20 protein-coding genes are annotated in these 19,901 nt (G+C 52.0%); 14 read left to right on the forward strand and 6 right to left on the reverse strand.

The features are described from left to right. Positions 1–31 precede the first annotated feature (31 nt). Complete coding sequence (locus PJE062_RS19855; RefSeq protein ID WP_008551365.1) at positions 32–1,684, reverse strand: murein L,D-transpeptidase; 1,653 nt, start codon at positions 1,682–1,684, stop codon at positions 32–34. Positions 1,685–1,970: 286 nt separating this feature from the next. Further along, positions 1,971–3,527 carry a sigma-54 dependent transcriptional regulator gene (locus PJE062_RS19860; RefSeq protein ID WP_008551667.1) on the reverse strand — a complete coding sequence of 519 codons (1,557 nt, stop codon included), beginning with the start codon at positions 3,525–3,527 and terminating at the stop codon, positions 1,971–1,973. Positions 3,528–3,755: 228 nt separating this feature from the next. Here PJE062_RS19860 and PJE062_RS19865 point away from each other — a divergent pair, with 228 nt between their 5' ends. The 3 genes from PJE062_RS19865 to PJE062_RS19875 all read left to right on the forward strand — a co-directional run bounded on the left by PJE062_RS19865 (position 3,756) and on the right by PJE062_RS19875 (position 7,060). Then, a complete protein-coding gene (locus tag PJE062_RS19865; protein ID WP_037037754.1) occupies positions 3,756–5,603 on the forward strand; it encodes a M3 family oligoendopeptidase in 1,848 nt (615 codons plus the stop codon). A gap of 174 nt (positions 5,604–5,777) precedes the next feature. Continuing rightward, positions 5,778–6,410, forward strand: coding sequence for a hypothetical protein (locus PJE062_RS19870; protein WP_008551329.1), 633 nt, complete (start codon positions 5,778–5,780; stop codon positions 6,408–6,410). Positions 6,411–6,448: 38 nt separating this feature from the next. Continuing rightward, positions 6,449–7,060 carry a hypothetical protein gene (locus PJE062_RS19875; RefSeq protein ID WP_157039261.1) on the forward strand — a complete coding sequence of 204 codons (612 nt, stop codon included), beginning with the start codon at positions 6,449–6,451 and terminating at the stop codon, positions 7,058–7,060. Between the two features lie 54 nt (positions 7,061–7,114). Here PJE062_RS19875 and PJE062_RS19880 read toward each other — a convergent pair whose 3' ends face one another. The 3 genes from PJE062_RS19880 to PJE062_RS19890 form a co-directional block, all read right to left on the reverse strand. Continuing rightward, positions 7,115–7,585 (reverse strand): PaaI family thioesterase, encoded by a 471-nt coding sequence (locus PJE062_RS19880; RefSeq protein ID WP_157039262.1) that lies wholly within the window; start codon positions 7,583–7,585, stop codon positions 7,115–7,117. Positions 7,586–7,603: 18 nt separating this feature from the next. Further along, complete coding sequence (locus PJE062_RS19885) at positions 7,604–8,380, reverse strand: helix-turn-helix transcriptional regulator (RefSeq protein WP_008551404.1); 777 nt, start codon at positions 8,378–8,380, stop codon at positions 7,604–7,606. Positions 8,381–8,480: 100 nt separating this feature from the next. Continuing rightward, positions 8,481–8,858, reverse strand: a complete 378-nt coding sequence (locus tag PJE062_RS19890; protein WP_008551519.1) for a VOC family protein — start codon at positions 8,856–8,858, stop codon at positions 8,481–8,483. 301 nt (positions 8,859–9,159) lie between these two features. Between PJE062_RS19890 and purB the strand changes: the two genes are divergently transcribed. From purB to PJE062_RS19915, 5 genes are all read left to right on the forward strand, one after another. Beyond that, on the forward strand, positions 9,160–10,488 hold the full coding sequence (gene purB, locus PJE062_RS19895) for an adenylosuccinate lyase (RefSeq protein WP_008551578.1): 1,329 nt from the start codon (positions 9,160–9,162) through the stop codon (positions 10,486–10,488). A gap of 30 nt (positions 10,489–10,518) precedes the next feature. Beyond that, a complete protein-coding gene (locus PJE062_RS19900; RefSeq protein ID WP_008551442.1) occupies positions 10,519–10,878 on the forward strand; it encodes a VOC family protein in 360 nt (119 codons plus the stop codon). A gap of 154 nt (positions 10,879–11,032) precedes the next feature. After that, positions 11,033–11,833, forward strand: a complete 801-nt coding sequence (locus tag PJE062_RS19905) for a metallophosphoesterase (RefSeq protein ID WP_008551496.1) — start codon at positions 11,033–11,035, stop codon at positions 11,831–11,833. Further along, the gene (locus tag PJE062_RS19910) at positions 11,820–12,371 is read left to right on the forward strand and encodes an alpha/beta hydrolase (protein WP_008551663.1); all 552 of its coding nucleotides are present in this window, start codon (positions 11,820–11,822) and stop codon (positions 12,369–12,371) included. Before PJE062_RS19905 ends, PJE062_RS19910 begins: the two co-directional genes overlap by 14 nt. Before the next feature lie 60 nt (positions 12,372–12,431). Continuing rightward, positions 12,432–13,340 carry a DUF3445 domain-containing protein gene (locus tag PJE062_RS19915; protein WP_008551546.1) on the forward strand — a complete coding sequence of 303 codons (909 nt, stop codon included), beginning with the start codon at positions 12,432–12,434 and terminating at the stop codon, positions 13,338–13,340. On the opposite strand, the gene PJE062_RS19920 is transcribed toward PJE062_RS19915, so the two are convergent. Continuing rightward, positions 13,337–14,161, reverse strand: coding sequence for an AraC family transcriptional regulator (locus PJE062_RS19920; protein ID WP_008551449.1), 825 nt, complete (start codon positions 14,159–14,161; stop codon positions 13,337–13,339). The genes PJE062_RS19915 and PJE062_RS19920 overlap by 4 nt on opposite strands. An 84-nt stretch (positions 14,162–14,245) precedes the next feature. On the opposite strand from PJE062_RS19920, the gene PJE062_RS19925 reads away from it, so the two are divergent. From PJE062_RS19925 to PJE062_RS19950, 6 genes are all read left to right on the forward strand, one after another. Next, a complete protein-coding gene (locus PJE062_RS19925; protein WP_008551555.1) occupies positions 14,246–14,659 on the forward strand; it encodes a DUF3224 domain-containing protein in 414 nt (137 codons plus the stop codon). Between the two features lie 113 nt (positions 14,660–14,772). Continuing rightward, positions 14,773–16,143: an AarF/ABC1/UbiB kinase family protein gene (locus tag PJE062_RS19930; protein WP_008551487.1), complete on the forward strand. Its 1,371-nt coding sequence runs from the start codon at positions 14,773–14,775 to the stop codon at positions 16,141–16,143. 136 nt (positions 16,144–16,279) lie between these two features. Continuing rightward, on the forward strand, positions 16,280–16,564 hold the full coding sequence (locus PJE062_RS19935) for an aa3-type cytochrome c oxidase subunit IV (RefSeq protein ID WP_208609234.1): 285 nt from the start codon (positions 16,280–16,282) through the stop codon (positions 16,562–16,564). A 158-nt stretch (positions 16,565–16,722) separates the two neighbouring features. After that, entirely contained in the window at positions 16,723–18,036 is a 1,314-nt protein-coding gene (locus PJE062_RS19940) for a hypothetical protein (RefSeq protein WP_008551728.1), read from the forward strand. 141 nt (positions 18,037–18,177) lie between these two features. Beyond that, the gene (locus tag PJE062_RS19945; protein ID WP_008551730.1) at positions 18,178–18,948 is read left to right on the forward strand and encodes an acetoacetate decarboxylase; all 771 of its coding nucleotides are present in this window, start codon (positions 18,178–18,180) and stop codon (positions 18,946–18,948) included. 10 nt (positions 18,949–18,958) lie between these two features. Beyond that, positions 18,959–19,864, forward strand: a complete 906-nt coding sequence (locus tag PJE062_RS19950) for a phospholipase (RefSeq protein ID WP_008551706.1) — start codon at positions 18,959–18,961, stop codon at positions 19,862–19,864. Positions 19,865–19,901 lie beyond the last annotated feature (37 nt).

The raw sequence follows: 19,901 nt of genomic DNA on the forward strand, positions 1-19,901 counted from the left end.
TCACTGTGGATACATGTGGATTGTGACAATTTTAAAGATTCAGAGCGTCGATCACAGCCTGATTGTGTCCGTAAATATCCGGACGTCTTTGTAGCTTTCCGGCCTCATCCACAAATGCAGTGAAGTAAGAGATGTGGACAGGGATATCTTTTTGCAGATTCACTTGTGTCTGCTTCTTACCTACGAGTGAGCGAATGTAATTGCCGGTGATGGTGTCTTGTGTTGCCATCAAAGCATCTGAGAACTCGAACGGGTTCTGCACACGCACACAGCCATGAGAGAAGGCGCGTTCGGAGCGGTTGAACAGCGACTTGGATGGTGTGTCGTGCAGGTATACGTTGTGTTTGTTCGGGAACATGAACTTGATTTTGCCAAGTGCATTGCCGCGGCCCGGACGCTGACGAATACGGATCTGCTTGAAGGTTACTGCATCCCAGTTCACACGGCGTGGATCAACGATCTTGCCGCCATATACGATCTCGTAGTTGCCCTTTTGCAGGTAGCTTTGCGGGTTGCTTGCGCGCAGTTCCGGCAGAAGCTCCTTGGATGCGATGGAATATGGGACGTTCCAGTATGGGTTCACGACCACATGCTGCATCTTGTCTGAGAATACCGGCGTCTTATTGGAGCGTTTGCCAACGACAACGCGGGTCTCATACAGAACGAAGCCTTCCATGTTCAGGCGAACCATGAACTCTGGAATATTGACGCGCAGGTGGGTTTCACCCAGATCCCGCGGCATCCAGCGCCAGCGCTCCATGTTGGCGATGACGTCCTTGATCGGGTCACCACTCACGCGGCCATTGAGGGCCAGCAGAGTGCGCGGGCCGACAGCGCCGTCTGGATGCAAACCGTTTGCAGCCTGGAATGCCTCAACGGCGTAGGCCAGATCCTGCGTGTAGACATTCATCTGGGATTCAACGGTTGGAACACTCAGGCGCTCACGCAGCAGAGCAACGCGGGAGCTTTTGCTGCCGACTTTCAGGAGCTTACCAGCTGGGATAACGACCTGCTTTTCAAGATCGCCATTGTGGGTCTGCTCGCGCAGTTCAGCGAGTTGTTTTTTCAGGGCTTTGTATTCAGCATGCGGTGGGTTGAATGCTGCCAAAACCTGTGCCGGAGCTGCCGAGCGCGCGACGGAGGTCAGCGCTTCAATCGGGTCCGGGCGTTCTGGGCGAAGGGTGATGTCCTCGGAAATCGCGTAGGGGCTGACGCGGCCAGCCTGTGCGTCCTCTGCGTATTTGAGGATGGAATGGGTCAGTTCCAGTTCAGCTGCAGCGATCTGGTCAGGTGTTGCTTTGCCATCTGCATTGAAGTCAGCTGCCGGAACCGGGTAGTCAGCGGTGTGCAGGCCTTCTTCATCAGCGGATTGCAGAGTTTCAATGGCGGACAGAGCGCCGGATGAGAGCTTGCCTTTGAGGATCCAGGCTGGCTGGAAGCTTCTGTTTTCGTAGAAGAGTTTTGCAGCAGCTGCCTCACGCTTTGCATGGAAGTTCTGGCGGCGATGCTTTTTGCTGAACGCCTTTTGAATTTCCTGCGCAACCGGATTTGACAGAGCAAGGTTTACTTGCTCGAGCTGCGCGTCAAAATTGTCAGGAATTGCGGCTTGCGCAGAGTACAAAGTTGATGAAAGCGCAAAAACTGCCCCTGCGAGCAATACTGATGTGCTCGTTCTACCAAACATTTATGACTACCCACCTGATAACTCTTTGATATTTCAAAGCAGAAGACGAATACCTTGAAATCTAAGAGTGTTGTTTTGCCCAAACTTATATTTATTACGCATATACACTAATGCGTTTTGAGATAGCACGTGTGCGTGATGTTTTAAATTCAAGGTTCAGTGATATGAACTTAAACCCACGGTTTTTTGCCACATATTGTGCTAGAAAATGCCTCAAAGTACGCTCAATCAAAATTGATAAGCGAACTTCGTTCTCCTGGCTTGCGCCACGCTTGCGACTTGCGCTTTAGTGCGCCGCTTTGTTTTCTGGAGTTTCTTCCAGACCGTATTCTTTCAGCTTGCGATAAAGCGTTGAGCGCCCGATGCCCAAACGCTTGGCGACCTCGGTCATGCGGCCTCCGTAATGGGATATGGCTGTCCGGATCATCTCTTCTTCGACGCCGGTCAGGGTGCGTACGTGGCCTTCGCCATCGAGTGAACGCATATATCCAAAGGGAGGTTGCTCCGCATCGAAGGCTGATACGGCTTCGACATGAAGAAATTGTTCGTCCTGCTGTTCCTCCCATTTACTCGCTACACTTAGGGATGAAGAATAGACGTCAGCTTGCGGCTCTTTTTTTCCAACAGACGGCGCTGCCGCGTAACTCATTGGCGTATCAGTCGCTTGAGCTATTTGCGGGAAGTCATCGCATGTCAGGCTTGGACCATCGCACAGGACAACGGCGCGGAATACTGCGTTTTCAAGCTGGCGAATGTTGCCAGGCCAGTCATAACTCTTAAGCATATTGACCGTGTCAGAAGTGATGCCCGTAACTTGAGGCTTGCTTTCTTCTGCAGCAAAACGCGCGAGGAAATGGCGTGTGAGCTCGGGAATATCCTCACTACGATCTCGCAGGGGAGGGATCCAGATTGGGAAGACGTTGAGGCGATAATACAAGTCTTCGCGGAACTTACCTTCCTTCACCTGATCGATCAGGCGGCGGTTGGTTGCGGAGATCAGGCGGAAATCCACTTTGACAGGCTTGCGGGCGCCAACTGGGTCCACTTCACCTTCCTGAAGAGCGCGAAGAAGTTTGACCTGTACTTCCAGAGGCAGTTCGCCGACCTCATCCAGAAACAGCGTGCCGCCGTTTGCTTCCTGAAATTTACCGATGTGCCTGTCTACAGCGCCAGTGAAAGCTCCTTTTTCGTGACCGAAGAGGATGGACTCCACCAGATGATCGGGAATGGCACCGCAGTTCACCGTAACAAACGGCTTGGACCTGCGCTCGCTGGAGCCCTGAATGGCACGTGCGATCAGCTCTTTACCGACACCGGACTCGCCTTCAATCAGGATCGGGATGTTGGAGGATGCTGCCCGTTCGCCCAGCCGCAGCACACGGTCCATTGGCTCTGACCGCGTGACGATGTTGTCAAAGGTGAGCGTGCCTTCTGAATGCTTGCGGATGCGGGTGAGTTCGCCTTCCAGCGTGGCGACTTTCAGCAGGTTGGTGATGGAAACCTGAAGACGTTCTGGACGGCTTGGTTTGACGACAAAATCCTGAGCGCCTGCCCGCATGGCCTCGATGACGGTTTCAATGCTGCCATTGGCGGTCTGCACGATGACCGGGACGGCGTTTTTGGCTTCCCGGGTTTCTTTAAGAACCTGAAATCCATCAACTTCCGGCATCATCAAATCCAGAATGACCAGATCGATTTCGGATTGGGCACTTCCTGTCAGGATTTCCAGCGCTTCACGGCCATCAACACAGCTTTTGGAGCGGTATCCGAACCGCTTCACTGCCTCTTCCAGCAGGCGGCGTTGGACCGGATCGTCATCTACGATCAAAATGCGCTGTGCCATGGGAAATCCCTTCAAATTGATTGGGCAGTAATGCATAGTGTGCCAATTCAGGTCATCCTGCACTCAATTTGGTAAACAAATTGCCCACTTCATTTTGGGGATCTTGTGAAAACACGCCATTGCATGTGCACGGATTGGACGCATATTTAAACAGTGTGCTACGGAACTTGTTCTGCGCACCTCAGATTTCTTTTTTGGTTACATGCCAACCCACAATCGGACGCTCAAATGACACTTAAGCACGCCACTCCTTTCCCTATCGCTTATCAAAGTGCTGAGGCTGCAATGACAGCCGGAAGCCTTGGTGACTTACCGGAGTGGGATCTTTCTGTATTTTACAGCTCTATCGAAGATCCTGCGATTGATCAGGATATGGAGCGTGCGAAAGAACTGGCAGAGCAATTCGAGGCAGATTGCAAAGGCAAACTTGCTGAGATCGCTGCTCGTTCCGGTGACGAGATGGCCGAGATCGTTCGCCGTTATGAAGAGCTGGAAGACCTGATGGGTCGCATTGGCTCTTATGCCGGCCTCTCTTATGCCGGTGACACCACCGATCCGGCGCGCCAGAAGTTTTACGGCGATGTGCAGGAAAAGCTGACAACCGCTAGCCTTCACATGCTGTTCTTCTCTCTGGAGATGAACAAGATTGATGAAGCGGTTCTGGAAGAGGCTCTGAAGTCAGAGAAACTGGCTTACTATCGCCCTTGGCTGGAAGACCTTCGCAAAGAGCGCCCTCATGAACGCAGTGAGGAAATTGAGCAGCTCTTCCATGAAAAGCATGTGACTGGTGCTGCTGCGTGGAACCGTTTGTTTGATGAGACCATTTCCGGGTCCCGTTATGAGATTGATGGCGAAGAGCTCTCCATTGAGCAGACGCTGAACCTGCTGCAGGGTGCTGATGCAGAGCTGCGTAAGAAGGCGGCTGGTGCACTTTCCAAAACCTTTGCCAAGAACCTGAGCATCTTTACGCTGATCACTAACACGCTGGCGAAGGATAAAGACACCTACGATCGCTGGCACAATTTTGAAGACATTGCTGACAGTCGTCACCTTTCCAACCGTGTTGAGCGGGAAGTGGTTGATGCGCTGGTGGATTCTGTTCGTGCTGCTTACCCGCGCCTGTCTCACCGCTACTATGCGATGAAAGCCAAGTGGCTTGGTGTTGAGAAGATGCACTTCTGGGATCGCAATGCGCCACTGCCGCAGGCGGATACTCGTGACATTCCGTGGGATGAGGCGAAGACCACTGTTCTGGACGCTTATTCCAAGTTCTCGCCAGAGCTTTCAAGCATTGCAGAAGAGTTCTTCGACAAAAACTGGATTGATGGCGCGGCTCGTCCGGGTAAGTCTCCGGGGGCGTTTTCTCATCCAACCGTTCCAAGTGCGCACCCGTTTGTGCTGATCAACTATCAGGGCAAAATTCGTGATGTGATGACCTTGGCGCACGAACTTGGCCATGGTGTGCACCAGGTACTGGCGGCTCCTAATGGTGCGTTGATGGCACCAACACCGCTGACGCTGGCTGAGACTGCTTCTGTGTTTGGCGAGATGCTGACCTTCAAGGATCTGCTTGCAAAAGCGGAAACGCCTGAAAAGCGTCAGATCATGCTGGCGGGTAAAGTGGAAGACATGCTGAACACGGTGGTTCGCCAGATCGCGTTCTACACGTTTGAGCGCCAGGTGCATGAGCTGCGTAAAGAAGGTGAGCTGACCTCTGAACAGATCTCGGCGATCTGGATGAGCGTTCAGGAAGAGAGCCTTGGCGAGGCGATTGACCTTGAGGGCGGCTATGAGAACTACTGGACGTACATCCCGCACTTCATCCATTCACCATTCTACGTTTACGCCTATGCCTTTGGTGATTGCCTCGTGAACTCGCTTTATGCGGTTTACGAAGAAGCAGAGGAAGGCTTCCAGCAGAAGTACTTCGACCTGCTGAAAGCAGGCGGTACCAAACACCACAGCGAACTTCTCGCCCCATTCGGCCTAGATGCCACCGACCCAGCCTTCTGGCAAAAAGGTCTGGCCGTGATCGAGCGGTTCATTGATGAACTGGAAGAGATGGATAAGGCGTAAGCCAAACCGAGTTGGATTTCTTCAGGAGGCGAGGGCAATTGCTCTCGCCTTTTTTGCGTATGCCCCTACGAGTTTTCCCACGCTTACTTAAGTTTTCAGTCAGATCTGAAGGGCGCTGGTCCTTGCTGTTTGGTTCTAGACTGATGCTCTAAATCGTATGAGCGGAGCGGGATCATGCGCAATCTTCTGGCGATGTTGGCTATGGCATTTACGATCAGTGCATGTGGGTCGTACAAGCCCACCAGCAATCAATCGCATTTAGCGGTGTTTCCGATAGACAAGACTAAGAATTATCTGATTTGGCGCTATGGAAGCGTTCAGCCAGATCTGTCTTCGATTTTCTGCAAGGTGAATGCTTCGGGTGCAATAGAAGATTGTGAAGACGAAGAAGAAAGCAATAAAAACAAGCTGACCTTCAAAGTGTTTGACGGGCTTTTGGGATCATATCGAGTGACTTTCAAGCACGATGACGACTACTTCCTGATGTCTTATTCGGAGCCTGCGCGGTCTGGCAAATATGCATTTGTTTCTGGAAAATCTGGGCAAGGAAGGCACACTTTCAAGATCGGTGATGCAACATTTGTAAGTGACTTCAAACCGGGAACGGTGACAGTTATTCCCTATGGATGGGAGCACCGGCGCAGTGAAGCAGATCTAAAACGTACCGTTGAAGCAAGTCTGAAACAGGCGTTCGGAGATCGGGCGAACATACTTACTGTGCGGGTTGCCCGTAAAGTTCCAATCGATTGCACCAAAGAAAGTCATGGTTTCTTGAAGGGGACAGAGACCAAGTGCAAGCTGAGATGAAATCTTCCCGTAGATAAATCGTTGCGATAGGAGCTCTCATGAGTGTCAAAAACATACTGTTGCTTTTATCGATGGTTGTTCCTCTAGGTGCATGTGGAGGCGGCCTTCAAACGACTAATGTGCCTTCAGAAACGGACCTCCAGACTTGGGAGGTTTTTGAAAAAGCCTGTATTTCTTCGAGCGCAAAAGCACGAGATAGATATCTTAAATCGGTGGGATGGAAAGTGGCTTCTTCTGCAAGTTATGACCTCCCATTGGTTTCGATCGCAGAGAGCCGAAATTTTGATAGAAAGACGACCAAGGCTTATCGCGCCCCAAACAATGATAGCGTGATTGTTCTGGGTGAGTACAAGTCACCGGATGCGACAGAAGCATCGCCTGCATGCTACCTGGCAACAAGCATGAAGTATGGATCTATCAGGTTCTTCGATGACAAAGTGAAGAGCTATGTCTTTGATGATTATACAAAAGATGCGGGTTCTTTCTCAAAGAATGTGAGGATTTCCGGAGGTGTGAACCGCACGAGTTGGATTAACGAAGTAGAGACTGACACTGGGAGTAAACGCTCGGTTGATGTGGCTGGTGTGAGCTTCATTTCTGGAGAGCACAGCAGATCAACACCTTCGCTAGTTCTACGAGTAAATAAGTAACTCATCACTTTTGAAAGCTGCTCGGCGAGAGATGTTTTCTCTCGCCTTTTACGCCTATTGTTGAATGTCTGCTCTGCCGCGGACGGCCATCATGGTGCCGGAGAGGGTGGCGACTTTTTTCTCGATGCCGTCTTTGATGGCGTAGGCTGCGGCGTTGACGAAGGTGATGGTGCGGCCGGGTTTTTCTACTTTCGCCCGGAACACGAAGTGTTCGCCCGCGGCTGGGTTCATCAGATTGGTTTTCAGCTCGATTGTGAGCACGGCGGCGTCTTCCTCCATAAGGGAGAAGGCAGCGTATCCGGCGGCGCTGTCCAAGGCCGTGGTTACGATGCCAGCGTGAAGGAAGCCGTGTTGCTGGGTGAAATCCTTGTTGTACGGCATGGTCAGCTCGACGATGCCTGGTTCCACTTTGGCGATCTCGATGCCAAGTGAAGTCATAGCTGGTTGGCGGGCAAAGCTGTCTCTTACTTTTTTCTCATAATCTGCAAAGCGCGGCGTGAATTCTGTCATGCTATCTGCGAGCATTCTTAATGTCCTATGGGTTTAATCTATTACTATGCCTAGTCTTAATGCCGGGCTTTCCTGATGGTCTTGAAGAAAACGGACAGAGTTGTCTTCTGACCAGACTTCTCTGAACTGTGCAGGGGAATGGCCGGTTTTCTCTCTGAAATCTCGGCTCATATGCGCCTGATCTGCGAAGGCATGTTCGTAGGCGATGTCGCTGAGCGATGAGTTGCTCTGTGAAATGTCTGATAGTGCGCTCTGAAATCGGTTGAGTGCTGCAAATGGTTTGGGTGAGATACCCATACGCGACTTGAACTGCCGGCGATGTGTGCGTGCTGACTGCGCAGTTACCAGCTGGTGTGAGTTCTCATCGCTCGGTGTGAGAGACATCAGGATTGTACAGGTTTCGATGAGAGCCTGATGGAAGCCTTCCAGCTCTCCAGAGTGTTGCTCACAGTGTGAATGGATTGCGTTGATCTTATCAAGTGCTGCCATGGGCGGCTGTTGGACCGCCAATGGTGGCAGTTGTTTGAACTTTACACCCCAAATCACACCGAAAATCTGGCGGGTCTTAGGAGATATTGTCGGCTTGGGCGGAACGTACTTGAGCTTTGGCGGACCTTCTGTTCGGTCGGTGGAGTACTCAAATCGCAGGGAGGCATAAGGAGAGGCGAAGTTTCCTTTGCTTTGTGCTGAGAGAGTGCCGTTATCGCGGAGATAGAATGTGCTTTCAATGAAATGGGTTTGCCAATCCGGAGCTTCGAACTCCAGATAGCAGGCTTTGGTATCGGCAAATTCAACTGAAGGAACAGTCACTCACGCACCTCATTGGATTTATGAGGGGAGTGTAGAGGGATTTGAGAGGCTTACTAAAGCTCAACGTTTGTCGTAGCTGGCAGGAGAGCTTTCTCTCCGGCTATCTATGCTGATCAATCAGAATTGGGTTTCCATCGGGATCAACCACCGTGAAGCTTGCTGGCCCTGAGGTGGTTTCGTCAGCTTCCGGTCCATGGATTTCGACGCCATCAGCTTTCAGACGCTTCTGAAGCTCTCTCACATCAATGAACTCATCCAGCGCCTGAGCTTCCTGATCCCAACCGGGATTGAAGGTGAGCATGTTCTTTTCAAACATCCCCTGAAACAGCCCGATGATCGTCGCGCCGTTCTTCATGATCGCCCAACCGTTCGAGCCATCGCAACTGGGATCGCAGGTGAAACCGAGCTTCTTGTAGAACGCGATTGATGCGTGGATATCTTTAACTGTGAGGCTGATTGAGAAAGCGCCCAATTGCATGTGATATCCCCCTCCAAGAACCACGATGAAATGTTCAGGTGAGATAGCATAGAGGAAGTTCTGCCGGGCTCAAACTGGATAGATTTTGCGATGTCCTTGTGGCGTGTTTGATTGAGAAAATTTTGATCAAAAACTGTAGGTTCTTTTTTCATGGAATGAAGAAATCTTCACGTACACATAGCAACGCAAAATTCTCCAAAAAAACGCGTTTTTTCGGTCTTCCTGCTGCTTTCTGGCATTGTTCTAGGAAGCCTGTGCTGCTACATCCTGCGACAGAATTGTAACGCATACGAGGACTGGCATGATCCCGCGCTATTCGCGTCCTGACATGGTCGCTATTTGGTCTCCTGAAACAAAGTTCCGCATCTGGTTTGAGATTGAAGCTCATGCTTGTGATGCTTTGGCAGAGCTGGGTGTGATCCCAAAAGAATCTGCTGCAAAGATCTGGGAGAAGGGTGGTCCGGCTACCTTCGACATTGCGCGGATTGATGAGATCGAGCGTGAAACCAAGCACGACGTGATTGCGTTCCTGACGCATCTTGCTGAGATCGTTGGTCCGGATGCGCGCTTCGTGCATCAGGGCATGACCTCTTCTGACGTTCTGGATACGTGCTTCAACGTTCAGCTGGTTCGCGCGGCGGATATTCTTCTGGCCGACATGGACAAGCTGCTGGCAGCTCTCAAGCGCCGCGCGTATGAGCACAAAGACACCGTAACTATCGGTCGTTCCCACGGAATTCATGCTGAGCCAGTGACCTTCGGTCTGAAGATGGCGCAGGCTTATGCTGAGTTTGATCGCTGTAAGAAGCGTTTGGAACTGGCGCGTGAAGAGATTGCGACCTGTGCGATTTCCGGTGCGGTTGGAACCTTCGCGAACATCGACCCTCGCGTTGAAGAGCACGTTGCTGAGAAGCTGGGTCTGGGTGCTGAGCCAGTTTCTACTCAGGTGATCCCACGTGACCGTCATGCTATGTTCTTCGCGGTTCTGGGTGTGATTGCGTCTTCTATCGAGCGTCTGGCGACTGAAGTTCGTCACCTGCAGCGTACCGAAGTTCTGGAAGCTGAGGAGTTCTTCTCCAAAGGCCAGAAGGGTTCTTCTGCGATGCCGCACAAGCGTAACCCAGTGCTGACCGAGAACCTAACCGGTCTGGCGCGTATGGTTCGCTCCTACGCGATGCCTGCAATGGAAAATGTTGCTCTGTGGCACGAGCGTGACATCTCTCATTCTTCCGTTGAGCGTATGATTGGTCCTGATGCGACTGTAACTCTGGACTTTGCGCTGGCTCGTCTGACCAACGTGATGGAAAATCTGGTGGTTTACCCTGAGCGCATGATGGGTAACATGGATCGTCTTGGTGGTCTGGTGCACTCTCAGCGTATTCTGCTTGCTCTGACACAGGCTGGCGCTTCTCGTGAAGACAGCTACCGTCTGGTTCAGCGCAATGCGATGAAGGTTTGGGACAGCTATCAGGTTTCCGGTAGCGCAGACGTGGACTTCCTGAGCGAGCTGCTGAACGATGAAGATGTTCGCAAGCACCTGTCTGAAGAGCAGATCCGCGAGCGCTTTGACCTTGGCTACCACACCAAGAACGTTGACGTGATCTTTAAGCGGGTGTTTGGCGAAGCCTAAGTTGCCCCGTTGATAGCAGTGGAGGGGAAGATGAAGCTTTATGGTCTGCGGATTTTCGTGAATGATATCGGAAAGGCCAAGGAGTTTTATGCTGAGACGCTGGGTCTTCCTCTCAGCTGGGATATGCCTGAGCTTGGCGCGTTTGGTGCCAAGCTCGACAACGCTGAGCTCATTATTGAGCAGGCGCATAATGAAGAAGACCGCGAGTATATTGGTCGCTTCCTTGGTGCTTCTTTGCAGGTGGACGATATTGTCGATACCTATGAACGCCTTTCAGAAAAGGGCGTTGCCTTTTCCAGCCCGCCTGAAAAGCAGGTTTGGGGCGGAGTTCTTGCACATTTTCATGATCCGTTTGGCAATGTTTTGACACTGCTGGGCGAACCTCGCTGACAACTTGGTCTGTTTAAGGTTTTAATCACGCCAGTGCTGGCAAAGCTTGCTGCCTGATGCAGTGGCTTGGCCAACCGTTTTGCCAATGTTGTTGTGCGTATTCTTTTTTCGCAAATGAGTTGCTCGTCTGGAATACGCTTTTGGAGTTTTTGCTATGAGATTTGCGGTTATCTCCGACATTCACGGTAACCTGCCTGCTCTGGAAGCTGTTCATCGTGACATCAAACGGAAGTCGCCGGATCTGGTGTTCAATCTGGGCGATTGTGTCTCCGGGCCGTTGTGGCCAGAAGAGACCGCTCAATATCTCATTGCTGAAAACTGGCTCACGGTGCGTGGCAATCATGACCGGCATCTGGTGGACCATGCCCAGTCCAACATGGGACCAAGCGATGCGCATGCCTACTCTCTGCTTTCTGATGAATCAAAGGCCTGGCTGAAGCAGTTGCCGACGCAGATGGAGCACGTGGAGAATGTGTTTTTGTGTCATGGCACGCCATCGGCGGATAATGTTTATCTGACTGAGGAGCTAAGTGGTGACCGTACTAAGCTTGCGTCTCCTGAGTACGTACTGGAGCATATTGGCAATGTGACTTCCCCGCTGATCGTGTGTGGGCACACCCATATTCCGCGGGTGGTTTGGCTGGAGACCACAGGTCAAATCGTTATGAATGCAGGCAGTGTGGGGCTCCCGGCATATGATGATGACAAGCCGCATTCGCACGTGATGGAAGTTGGAAGTCCGCATGCGCGGTATATGATTGTGACCCGTGTTGGCACGCGTTGGTCCTTTGAAGAGCGCATGGTGAACTATGATTGGGACCATGCGAGCAGAAAAGCTGCGCGTAATCAGCGTGGAGATTGGGCTGGAGCTTTGAAAACCGGCTATTTTCGTCCTATTAAGCTGCCAGACTTTTTAGCACGACCACGTATTGAGGAACCCTATGAAGATTTCTGAGGCGGACATTCTGATTGTCCCCGGCCTGCATGGCTCCGACGCAAATCACTGGCAAAGCCGCTGGCAGGCTAAATTCTCCACTGGTCGGCGCATTGAGCAGAAAGACTGGAGTAAGCCTGATCTTGAAGAGTGGGTGAACAATGTTGTGAAGGCGGTTGAGGAAGCGACACGTCCGGTGGTGCTTGTTGCACACTCCGCTGGTGTTGCGACCGTTGTTCATGCAGCCCCTCGCATCAAGAACTGGGTAAAAGGCGCTTATCTGGTTGCACCGGCAGATGTTGATGACAGCTCCTGTGTGCCAGCTGAACTGCACGACTTTGGTCCGTTCCCAACGTCTCCGTTGCCATTCCATGCGAAGGTTGTTGCCAGCCGGAATGATCCTTACTGCACCTATGAGCGTGCGGAGCAGCTTGCGAAGCTCTGGAACGCGCGTCTCCAGGATGCGGGTGAGAGTGGCCACATCAACTCTGAGAGCGGGCAGGGGCCATGGCCAGAAGGCATCATCTCCTTTGCGCATTTCATGAAAGAGCTCGGGTAATCCGTCTAGGTTGCTGAATGCCCTCCATCCGGTGCATGGTTTGCATGGGGAGGGCGTTTGATGTCGCGATTTGCTCATACACCTTATGATGGCTCCAAGAAGCCGTTTACCGTAGGGCTTGAACCACTTGATTTAAAAGAGTGGATTGAGCCCGATGAGTTTTTGATTGCGCATTTAGATGAAAAAGAGCGGCTCATAGCTGACCCAAGCGCGTTTGTGTTTGCTGCTGAGGCAAATACGGAAACAGCTCAGTGTGAGGTGGCTGAGTTGATCTCATCGCACTTGCTGGTTCAATTTCCAGAGCTTTATACGTGTGATGCTGATGGAGCTCTGGCTTTGCGGGGAAGTGACAAGAGTATCGAGCTCTCTGCTGGTGCTGAAGCCCCGCTTCTGTCGATCTCCCGATTGGTGCAGGAAGATCTGGTGCTGATGCGCAAAGGAGAGGACGGGTATCGGCTTGTGGCGGCGAGCCTGTGCTTTCCCTCCAGCTGGTCTTTGGCAGAGAAGTTCGGTGGTTCAATGACTGCCATCCATGAGGGTGTGCCGGACTTCAATGGCCACCGTATGGGACAGATGGTTCAGCGGATCTTTGAGCGGCTGGAAGCTGACAAGCCCGTCTGGCGCCTGAATTGGTCGCTCTATACGGATGGCGACCTGCATCATCCTGTTTCTCGTTTGCAACCTGAGGCCTTCTCTCAACCAGAGCAGACTCTTGAGCAGCTTTATGTGCGTGTTGAAAAGCAAACACTGCGACGGTTGCCAGAGAGTGGCGACATCCTCTTCACAATCCGTGTGCATCATGATCCCATCAAAAACTTGCTAGAACACCCTGATGGAGATCAGTTGGCGCAAGGCCTGAAAACCCAAGTTCTCGGGCTGACTGAGGATCAACTGGTTTACAAAGGTATCAGAGCGCATGCTCACGTAATCGGGCAAGCGCTTGATGCTGTTGTGAAAGAAACGGCTTAGATCGGTTCGGCTTCCGGCAAGTAATGGCTTGGAGTGTGGCCTGTTAGTTTTTTGAAGGCTTTGCTGAAATGGGCGTGGTCGAAGTAGCCGAGGGAATGAGCGAGGTCGGTCAGGCTCAGGTTCTGGCCTTGATTAATCGCGTCAACCGCAGCCAGCATACGGTATCGTTCAATCACCCACTTGGGGTTTACGCCAACGTGGCTTTGGAACAGACGCTGGATTGTTCTTGGTTGGGTGCCAGAGATCCTGGAAAGGTCTGTCAGGTTGTTGATCTCATCTGATTGAGCAATAAGCTCGACTAGTGCACGGGCATCTTTTGCTTTCGTTGTGAGCGGCTGTTGGAGCTTGAGCAAGTGCTCATCCATCTGTTGGGCAAAGGCCTTCGGGAGATTGGTTTCCCTTAGGTCTGAAATGAGTTGTTGCTCTGGAACTTTGAGGAACGGCTCAATACTCTCGTGGGTGTTGAGCAGCTGTGAAGGATTGTAGTGGAAGAAGTCTGCGAAGGCTCCAGGGCGAAATTTGACGCCAAAGACGCGGCCCGTCTGCTGCAGCGTATAATGAAAGACACCCGTGTTGATGCCAAAAACACCTGTTGTTTGGGTGGTGTCTATGACGATGTGTTGGGACGGGTGCGGAAGGTTGGCTTGCTCGTAAGGTGGCTTATCTCGCAGATCCCATGTGATCAGCCAGTAAAACTCGATCGCTTCCTGTAACGGTTCGGCAGGCTCGAGCCAGTCCAGATTGAAATGCTGGAGGCTGCATTGCTGGTTCAGTAGGCCGCTGATCTGGTTTGAGGTGTCATCCTGATTTGGCATGAGCATAAAAGATAGCAGCTGTCGCGCTTTTACAAGCCCTTCTCTTGGGAGCGCATTAGATCTTCAGTTCGTTCAATCGAGGAGTTGAAGATGGCAAAACTCAAGTGCACCTACAAAGTTGAAGAATGGCAAGAAGAGACTTCCGAGACACTTTCCAGTACGAGTAAGATTGCAGCTGTTCGTGCTTTTGGTCCCGTTGGAGGGAATATTGTTGGGCAGGTCAACACGTTTTATCAGTTGGCGTATGTGACTGAAAAGCTGGGCAATTACAACGGTTACACACAGGTGTCCGGTCGGTGCGGGCCGCGTGAAGGCACGTTTCTCGTTGAGGAGACAGGTGTTTTTGATGCTGAGGGTGTTCGGTCGGAAATGACTGTGGTGCCAGGTTCCGGGACCGGGGATTTTGAAGGCGTATCTGGGTCCGGCAAGTTTGTGACGTCTCATGGCAATGCGGTTGAGAGTGAGTTTGAGCTCGAGTTTGCAGAGAGGGGTGAGCAAGCCTGAACAAAGATGTGATTAGGTAAATCTCAAAAGTGCCCTTGGGTTCTCTGCGTTTTCTGCTAGGTTTTGCAGTGCACTATATATTGCATAAAGAGTGTGAGACGCAGGAACCCCATATGCCTTCATCTCGTGATCGCGAAGCAAACCGAATGACTGCCCGCATTGGCCGCTATGCCAAGGTTGGCGGCAATATGAGCGGCATTGCAGCCAAGCTTGCTGCTGGCAGGTTGTTCGGCTGGGATCAAGACCCCGCAAAGAATGCAGCTGCTATTGCCGAATCTCTCGGAGAACTCAAAGGGCCGCTGATGAAAGTGGCGCAGCTGCTTTCGACAATCCCTGATGCGGTGCCGCCAGAGTATGCAGCAGAGCTGGCTAGTTTGCAGGCGAATGCTCCGCCAATGGGCTGGGCATTCGTTAAGCGACGTATGCGCGCTGAGCTTGGGCCGGGGTGGCAAGGCAAATTCGATAAGTTTGAGAAGGAGCCAGCCGCTGCGGCTTCTCTTGGTCAGGTGCACCGCGCGTTTAATCAAGACGGATCGATGCTGGCGTGCAAGCTGCAATATCCTGATATGGATAGTGCGGTAGAGGCCGATTTGAACCAGTTTGATATGCTGCTGGCGTTGCACCGGCGGTTTCGGCCCGCGATTGAAACATCCGAGATTGCGAAGGAAGTCGGCGCCCGTCTGCGCGAAGAGCTGGATTATCGACGTGAAGCGCGACACTCGAAGCTTTATGCCAATGTGTTTGCAAAAGACGAGGAGATCCAGACCCCAGAGGTGGTTGAGGATCTTTCAACGCGACGTTTGCTTTCCATGAGCTGGTTAGAGGGGCGTCCACTGCTTGCATACAGGCAGGAGAAGCTGGAGGCCCGTAATAAGATCGCGCAGGTTATGTTCAAAGCTTGGTGGCACCCTTTTGCTCATTACGGAGTGATCCATGGAGATCCTCATCTTGGCAACTACACGATCTTTGAGGATGGCAAAGAGCCTGCGGGTGTGAACCTGCTGGATTATGGATGTGTGCGGATCTTTCCGCCTGACTTTGTTCAGGGGGTTGTGGATCTGTACCACGGGCTGCTTGAGGATGATCAGGCTCGGGTGGTTTCAGCCTATGAGACCTGGGGTTTTGAAGGGCTGACGAAGGAACTCATCGAGACGCTGAACATTTGGGCGAACTTCATTTTTGGTCCGTTGCTCAGTGACAGGACGCGTTCCATTGCGGATGGCGTGTCTCCAGCTACCTATGGCCGGAAAGAAGCGTTCCGGGTGCACCAGTCTTTGAAAGAGTTGGGTCCGGTGAAGATCCCCCGCTACTTCGTTTTCATGGATCGTGCTGCCATTGGGCTTGGGTCTGTGTTTCTGCATTTGCGTGCAGAGTTGAACTTTCACCAGTTGTTCAACGAGCAGATTGATGGGTTTGAGCGAGATGTGCTGAGGGCCCATCAAAAGCAGCAACTGGACTTATGTGGTTTGACTGCTGCTGATTGAGGCTCATACTCTGCCAGCTGGAATTATCCCCGACACCTAGGTTATTTCCTGAGCGGTTCTTAACGGAAGTTGCGTCACATGACATTGTGATGTTAAAGACTCGTATCAGGAAAACTACTTGTTTCGAGGGGGAATCATGGCTGACGGGAGCGCGTCTGTTATGGATTATGAGGAACACGAGAAGACCTACAAGAACTTCATCAACTTCTCAAAGGTTGGCGTTCTTGCAGTTCTTACGTTCGTATTGGTGATTGCAATGGTTGGATTTGGTGGTACTGCCGGGACGGTATGGGCAAGTATCATCACAGTCGCCAATGTGATTGCAGCAGGTGTTGGTATGGCATCTGGCGACAGAGCCCACGTTGTGCCGGGAATCGTCTTCCTGATTGCATGTGCGGTGACGGTTGCATTGACAATCTAGGAAACCTTCAGGTTTTAAACGGTTCTGAGGATCGCAGGAGCTGTGTGCTTCTGCGATTTTTCGTTTCAACCCCGAGATTCAGCGGAGGCGCTGCCCTTTTCTGATCATTATTGAAGGATAGGGCCTTAAGTAATAGTTGTTCTGAGTTCGGGTATCTTATGTCTACTGCGCAAACTGTTCGCGTACTCCTGCGCTGTTCTTTATTGCTTGCCATCTTCATTGTGGTCGCGATTGCTTCATCACCGTCTCACTCTGCCTCTTCGGATTTGGGTTTCTCTCAGATCCTGAAGGAAGAGAGTGTTGCTGTGCGTGGCAGCAATTATGAGATTTTGCCGCCCGTCCTTCGGAATGGGACGCTGCTTCAATACAGCCTTAGGGTTCAGGGTAAGACCTACAAAGTGCGCGGTACTGCGACGCTGAAAAAGCGGATTAATGAGCTTCAAGCTCTGCGCGGTATTGAGCAGATGGATACGGTTTCGCAGGCGGGTGAGGGCGTCGTAAGTGCTGTTGCCAAGCCACTGACCTTTCTAGGAAGCCTCGTCACCGATCCAAAAGAAACACTTAGCTCCACTGCTGATGGGGTTGGGTTGCTGCTGAATGGGACAGTTAACACAATTACCGGTAACTCTGGTGCGACTGCGCCTTCCAAAGGCGGAGCCAAGAAGACTTCTGCAGTTGAGAGTGTTGCGGCCGCTGTTGTTGGACGCGATAAAGCGCGCCGCTATATCGCCGTGGCTGCGAATGTTGACCCGTATACGACCTTTCCTCCGCTATCAGATGAGCTGGATAAAGCCGCTTGGGCTTATGCCACTTCTAATCGCCTGACCAATCTGGCGACTGTGTTTATTCCTGGTGGTGCTGGCACTGCTGTGAGTGGCGTGCTGGCAACGACGAACTTTAGTGAAGCGTTGAAGGCAAGCCCGACGGTTGCGGATGAGAAGATGCGTGAGATGCTGGGTGAGATGGCTGTTCCGCAGCGGACCACGCAGTCCTTCCTGAGTGCGACATCCATGACACGCGGTGAGAAGATTGTGTTTGTTGCGAGCCTGAATGCGTTGAAAGGTGTTCGTGGCAAAGCTGCGTTAATTGATCAGGCGAGCCGCCAAGGTTTATCTCAGGAGGCCGGTTATTATTATCTGATTGGCCTGATGATGATTGCGGACTACCACATTGATACGGAGCGTCTTGCTTCTGTCGAATTGGTTGAGGGCGTTGCAATCGGGACCACGCGTACAGGACGGAAAGTTGCGTTTGTAGCAGGTGACCGAATTGGATGGAGCGTCGATCAGTCCACCACCACGCTCAACATTGCCAGCCGTGTAAATCAGAGTAGCTCTGGGACTGGCGCAAGTGAGCTTCGCATGTTTGGACTGGTTCATCCGACGCTGAAGACAGAGCTTGGTGCTTTGAACTGGGTTATCCGCGAAAAAGCGCCGGTTGCGACCTTCAAGGAAATCGACGTAACCAGCTGATTGAAAAAGTGTTTGGGGTGAGCTCTGAAAGTGCCACCCCAAAACCCAAGGAGCAACATCCAAAATATCGGTGCTTATGGTGAGAGCGCGCTGGCTGGTGATTTGGCTGCGCATCACACCCTTTCATGATCGAGGTGGTCCATGAAAATTGCCGATATCCTTGAACAGGCTTCCATGCCGATTGCTTCTCCTGCTTATCCCAAGGGGCCTTACAGGTTTATCGACCGCGAGTTCTTTGTGGTCTCCTACGAGAGTGATCCCGACGCTATTCGAGAAGCCTTGCCAGAACCGCTGGAGCCGGATGGTTCCAACAAGGTGATGTTTGAGGTGATCCGCATGCCAGATTCTGCTGGCTTTGGGGATTATACTGAATCTGGCATCGTGATCCCTGCCAAGTTTGGCGACCATCCAGTCAATTTCACCCAGCAGATGTTTCTTGATGATACGCCGCCGATCTTTGGAGGGCGTGAGATTTGGGGATTTCCTAAGAAGCTGGGGCATCCGGAACTGAGCGTAACAGGGGCAACGCTAACCGGGCACCTGGAGTTTGATGGGGTAACAATCGCAATCGCGACGATGGGCTACAAGTATCAGCACCTTCTTTACGATGTTGAGCATGGCACGCAGTGTCATCCGGATGCGATCCTGAAGAAACTGCAGAAAACGCAGGTGAATCTGAAGCTTATTCCTGATGTTGATGGCTCATTGGCGATTGCTCAGCTGGTTGCCTATGAAGTCGCTGATGTGACTGTGAAGGGCGCCTGGTCTGGCCCTGCGAGCTTACAGCTGTTTCACCATGCCAATGCGCCGGTTGCTGACCTGCCTATGCGCAAGTCGCTGGGTGGAGTTCACTTTATCACCGATCTCACATTGCCGTATGGCCGGGTTATACACGATTACCTGAAGCCGTAGGAGGCTGGCGATGCTTGGGCTTCTGCAAAGCTGCTTCAGGATTATTGTCGGTCTGATGATGGTGGGTTTGTCGTTCTCTCAGGCTGCTGGCTTTGAGCTGAAACCCTATAAGGATGAACTCTTTGCTTATCCGCTTGTGTTGGAGCAGGGGCAGGGCGATGCGTTTTTGAGGCTCGATTACCAGATACAACGGGACTTGCGGGAGCGGGATGAAATTCCTGAGCGGCGCGTTGACGGACGGTATGTTTCCAGCAGACCGTCCTGGTATGTACGGGAACGTTCGGCAGTCTTAGCAGGCAGCAAGCGAAAGCACATTCGTGTTGGCTCTCCTGATGCCAAGACGAAACTGTTGGTGCTTTATCTGCATGGAAAGGGTGGTAACCGGAAACAGGGGAATGCGGACTGGACGTTTGGTGGGAACTTCAATCGCCTCAAGAACCTGATGGTGCGAAACGGCGGGGTTTATTTATCGCCTGACGTGAAGCTTGAAAGTCCGAGAGGCACGCAGGAAATTCGGGAGCTGATTGCGCAGTATCGAGAACTCGCCCCAAATGCTGCTGTGATTGTTGCCTGTGGCTCCATGGGGTCTCAGGTTTGTTATGGCTTGGCTAGTGACGCTGGTGTGGCAGGCCTTCTGTCTGGTTTGTTTTTCCTTGGAGGCGCTACAGATCGACGGCTTCTTTCAAGCGAAGCTTACAAGTCTGGTGTGCCTATCGTGTTTGGTCATGGGAGCGCAGATCGGGTGTATAGCTGGGAAAAGCAATATGCTTTGTTTCAGGCGCTTACATCCAAGACAAAGGGGTATCCGGTGCGGTTTCGTTTGTTCGAGACGGGCTCTCACGGCACGCCGATCCGCATGATTAATTGGCGGGATGAGATCAACTGGATGCTGGGGCACAGTCTGGGTTCAAGGTAATAAAAAAGGCCGGAAGCCCAGCCTTTGAAAACTCTAT

Origin of the sequence: Pseudovibrio sp. JE062 (assembly GCF_000156235.1) — a bacterium.
Classification (GTDB): domain Bacteria; phylum Pseudomonadota; class Alphaproteobacteria; order Rhizobiales; family Stappiaceae; genus Pseudovibrio.

What these genes read in the sequence shown, in the direction of transcription:
- PJE062_RS19855 (WP_008551365.1), bottom strand. Translation starts at nt 1,684, where the DNA reads ATGTTTGGTAGAACGAGCACATCAGTATTGCTCGCAGGGGCAGTTTTT.
- PJE062_RS19860 (WP_008551667.1), bottom strand. Translation starts at nt 3,527, where the DNA reads ATGGCACAGCGCATTTTGATCGTAGATGACGATCCGGTCCAACGCCGC.
- PJE062_RS19865 (WP_037037754.1), top strand. Translation starts at nt 3,756, where the DNA reads ATGACACTTAAGCACGCCACTCCTTTCCCTATCGCTTATCAAAGTGCT.
- PJE062_RS19870 (WP_008551329.1), top strand. Translation starts at nt 5,778, where the DNA reads ATGCGCAATCTTCTGGCGATGTTGGCTATGGCATTTACGATCAGTGCA.
- PJE062_RS19875 (WP_157039261.1), top strand. Translation starts at nt 6,449, where the DNA reads ATGAGTGTCAAAAACATACTGTTGCTTTTATCGATGGTTGTTCCTCTA.
- PJE062_RS19880 (WP_157039262.1), bottom strand. Translation starts at nt 7,585, where the DNA reads ATGCTCGCAGATAGCATGACAGAATTCACGCCGCGCTTTGCAGATTAT.
- PJE062_RS19890 (WP_008551519.1), bottom strand. Translation starts at nt 8,858, where the DNA reads ATGCAATTGGGCGCTTTCTCAATCAGCCTCACAGTTAAAGATATCCAC.
- purB (WP_008551578.1), top strand. Translation starts at nt 9,160, where the DNA reads ATGATCCCGCGCTATTCGCGTCCTGACATGGTCGCTATTTGGTCTCCT.
- PJE062_RS19900 (WP_008551442.1), top strand. Translation starts at nt 10,519, where the DNA reads ATGAAGCTTTATGGTCTGCGGATTTTCGTGAATGATATCGGAAAGGCC.
- PJE062_RS19905 (WP_008551496.1), top strand. Translation starts at nt 11,033, where the DNA reads ATGAGATTTGCGGTTATCTCCGACATTCACGGTAACCTGCCTGCTCTG.
- PJE062_RS19910 (WP_008551663.1), top strand. Translation starts at nt 11,820, where the DNA reads ATGAAGATTTCTGAGGCGGACATTCTGATTGTCCCCGGCCTGCATGGC.
- PJE062_RS19915 (WP_008551546.1), top strand. Translation starts at nt 12,432, where the DNA reads ATGTCGCGATTTGCTCATACACCTTATGATGGCTCCAAGAAGCCGTTT.
- PJE062_RS19920 (WP_008551449.1), bottom strand. Translation starts at nt 14,161, where the DNA reads ATGCTCATGCCAAATCAGGATGACACCTCAAACCAGATCAGCGGCCTA.
- PJE062_RS19925 (WP_008551555.1), top strand. Translation starts at nt 14,246, where the DNA reads ATGGCAAAACTCAAGTGCACCTACAAAGTTGAAGAATGGCAAGAAGAG.
- PJE062_RS19930 (WP_008551487.1), top strand. Translation starts at nt 14,773, where the DNA reads ATGCCTTCATCTCGTGATCGCGAAGCAAACCGAATGACTGCCCGCATT.
- PJE062_RS19935 (WP_208609234.1), top strand. Translation starts at nt 16,280, where the DNA reads ATGGCTGACGGGAGCGCGTCTGTTATGGATTATGAGGAACACGAGAAG.
- PJE062_RS19940 (WP_008551728.1), top strand. Translation starts at nt 16,723, where the DNA reads ATGTCTACTGCGCAAACTGTTCGCGTACTCCTGCGCTGTTCTTTATTG.
- PJE062_RS19945 (WP_008551730.1), top strand. Translation starts at nt 18,178, where the DNA reads ATGAAAATTGCCGATATCCTTGAACAGGCTTCCATGCCGATTGCTTCT.
- PJE062_RS19950 (WP_008551706.1), top strand. Translation starts at nt 18,959, where the DNA reads ATGCTTGGGCTTCTGCAAAGCTGCTTCAGGATTATTGTCGGTCTGATG.